The organism is Burkholderia sp. AU45388 (genome assembly GCF_030481585.1).
Classification (GTDB): Bacteria; Pseudomonadota; Gammaproteobacteria; order Burkholderiales; family Burkholderiaceae; genus Burkholderia; species Burkholderia sola.
Genome location: NZ_JAUJPV010000054.1, coordinates 1 through 3,422, shown reverse-complemented (window position 1 = coordinate 3,422; position 3,422 = coordinate 1). Strand labels below are relative to the sequence as shown.

General features: G+C 66.7%; 1 protein-coding gene. It reads left to right on the top strand.

Annotated elements, in window-relative coordinates; translation table 11 throughout:
• Positions 1–3,422 (top strand): FAD-linked oxidase C-terminal domain-containing protein (locus QZM72_RS35320; protein ID WP_301740426.1); only part of this gene is annotated, 3,422 nt, incomplete at both ends.

Sequence of the window (3,422 nt, the reverse complement as noted above, 5' to 3'; positions counted from 1 at the left end):
CGCCGCGCGACCAAGGCGCTCGGCCGCTGCACGCAGAAGGACAACATCCGCTTCGACGGGCTGTCGCGCGTGTCGCACGTGACCGACGCGACCGACTGGCGCGTCGAATACCCGTTCGTCGTGCTGACCCCCGACACCGAAGCCGAGATCGCCGCGCTGATCAAGGCGTGCTTCGAGCTTGGCCTGACCGTGATCCCGCGCGGCGGCGGCACCGGCTACACGGGCGGCGCGGTGCCGCTCACGCCGTTCTCCGCGGTGATCAACACCGAGAAGCTCGAACAGCTCGGCGCGGTCGAGCTGACCGAGCTGCCGGGCGTCGCGCACAAGGTCCCGACGATCTTCTCCGGCGCGGGCGTCGTCACGCGCCGCGTGACCGAGGCGGCGGAGGCGGCCGGCTACGTGTTCGCGGTCGATCCGACTTCGCTCGACGCGTCGTGCATCGGCGGCAACGTCGCGATGAACGCGGGCGGCAAGAAGGCCGTGCTGTGGGGCACCGCGCTCGACAACCTCGCGTGGTGGCGGATGGTCGACCCGGACGGCAACTGGCTCGAAGTCACGCGCCACGAGCACAACCAGGGCAAGATCCACGACATCGCGGTCGCGCGCTTCGAGCTGAAGTGGTTCGACGGCGCGCATGCGCCCGGCGAGAAGCTGCTGCGCACCGAAATGCTCGAGATCGAAGGCCGCCGGTTCCGCAAGGAAGGGCTCGGCAAGGACGTGACCGACAAGTTCCTCGCCGGCCTGCCGGGCGTGCAGAAGGAAGGCTGCGACGGGCTCATCACGTCCGCGCGCTGGGTGCTGCACAAGATGCCCGCGCACACGCGCACCGTCTGCCTCGAATTCTTCGGCCAGGCGCGCGAGGCGATCCCGAGCATCGTCGAGATCAAGGACTACCTGTTCGAGACGTCGAAGCAGGGCGGCGCGATCCTCGCGGGCCTCGAGCACCTCGACGAGCGCTACCTGCGCGCGGTCGGCTACGCGACCAAGAGCAAGCGCAATGCGTTCCCGAAGATGGTGCTGATCGGCGACATCGTCGGCGACGACGCCGATGCGGTCGCGCAGGCGACGTCCGAAGTGATCCGGATGGCGAACGGCAAGAGCGGCGAAGGCTTCGTCGCGGTCAGCGCGGAGGCGCGCAAGCGCTTCTGGCTCGACCGCAGCCGCACGGCCGCGATCGCGAAGCACACGAACGCGTTCAAGATCAACGAAGACGTCGTGATCCCGCTGAACCGGATGGGCGAGTACACCGACGGCATCGAGCGGATCAACATCGAGCTGTCGCTGAAGAACAAGCTGCAACTGGTCGACGCGCTCGAAGCGTTCTTCAAGGGCGGCAACCTGCCGCTCGGCAAGACCGACGACGCGAACGAGATCCCGAGCGCGGAACTGCTCGAAGACCGCGTGCAGCAGGCGCTGGAGCTGCTCAAGCGCGTGCGTGCGCGCTGGGAATTCGTGCGCGACCGGCTCGACCAGCCGCTGCGCGAGGCGCAGCACTACCTGGTGCAGCTTGGTTACGCGGCGCTCGCCGAGAAGTTCGCCGATCGCGCGGACGAGCAGCCGGGCGCGACCGTGTTCCACATCACGCAGGACCGCACGGTCCGGATTTCGTGGAAGCAGGAGATCCGCGCGGAGCTGCGCGCGATCTTCAACGGCGGCGCGTTCAAGCAGATCCTCGACGAAGCACAGGCGATCCACAAGCGCGTGCTGCGCGGGCGTGTGTTCGTCGCGCTGCACATGCACGCGGGCGACGGCAACGTCCACACCAACATCCCGGTCAACTCCGACAACTACGAGATGCTGCAGGACGCGCACGCATCGGTCGCGCGCATCATGACGCTCGCGCGCTCGCTCGACGGCGTGATCTCCGGCGAACACGGGATCGGCATCACCAAGCTCGAATTCCTGACCGACGACGAGATCGCCGAATTCCGCGCGTACAAGCAGCGCGTGGACCCGAACGGCCGCTTCAACAAGGGCAAGCTGCTCGACGGCGCCGATCTGCGCAATGCGTACACGCCGAGCTTCGGGCTGATGGGCTACGAGTCGCTGATCATGCAGCAGTCCGACATCGGGGCGATCGCCGATTCGGTGAAGGACTGCCTGCGCTGCGGCAAGTGCAAGCCGGTGTGCGCGACGCACGTGCCGCGCGCGAACCTGCTGTACAGCCCGCGCAACAAGATCCTGGCGACGTCGCTGCTGGTCGAGGCGTTCCTGTACGAGGAGCAGACGCGCCGCGGCGTGTCGATCAAGCACTGGGACGAGTTCAACGACGTGGCCGACCACTGCACGGTGTGCCACAAGTGCGCGACGCCGTGCCCGGTGAAGATCGACTTCGGCGACGTGACGATGAACATGCGCAACCTGTTGCGCAAGATGGGCAAGAAGAAGTTCAACGCAGGCAATGCGGCGGGCATGTTCTTCCTGAACGCGACCAATCCGCAGACGATCAACCTCGCGCGCGGCGTGATGATGGGCGTGGGCTACAAGGTGCAGCGCTTCGCGAACGACATGCTGAAGAAGGTCGTGACGAAGCAGACGCAGCACCCGCCGGCGACGACGGGCAAGCCGCCGGCGGTGGAGCAGGTGATCCACTTCGTGAACAAGAAGATGCCGGGCAACCTGCCGAAGAAGACGGCGCGGGCGTTGCTGGACATCGAGGACAACAAGATCGTGCCGATCATCCGCAACCCGAAGACGACGACCGTCGATTCGGAGGCGGTGTTCTACTTCCCGGGCTGCGGCTCCGAGCGGCTGTTCTCGCAGGTGGGGCTGGCGACGCAGGCGATGCTGTGGGAGGCGGGCGTGCAGACGGTGTTGCCGCCGGGCTACCTGTGCTGCGGCTATCCGCAGCGCGGCTCGGGCCAGTACGACAAGGCCGAGAAGATCGTCACGGACAACCGCGTGCTGTTCCACCGGGTGGCGAACACGCTGAACTATCTGGACATCAAGACGGTGGTGGTGTCGTGCGGTACGTGCTACGACCAGCTCGCGGGCTACGAATTCGACAAGATCTTCCCGGGGTGCCGGATCATCGACATCCACGAGTTCCTGCTCGAGAAGGGGATGAAGCTCGACGGGGTGACGGGCACGCGCTACATGTATCACGACCCGTGCCACACGCCGATCAAGACGATCGACCCGGTGAAGCTGGTCAACGAACTGATGGGTGCGCAGAAGGACGGCTACAGGATCGAGAAGAACGATCGCTGCTGCGGCGAGTCGGGCACGCTGGCGGTGACGCGTCCGGACGTGTCGACGCAGGTGCGCTTCCGCAAGGAAGAGGAGATCCGCAAGGGCGCGGCGAAGCTGCGCGCGATTCCGGTGGTGGCGGGCGACGCGCCGGCGCCGGCCAATGCGGGCACGAACGGCCCGGACGTGAAGATCCTGACGAGCTGCCCGTCGTGCCTGCAGGGGCTGTCGCG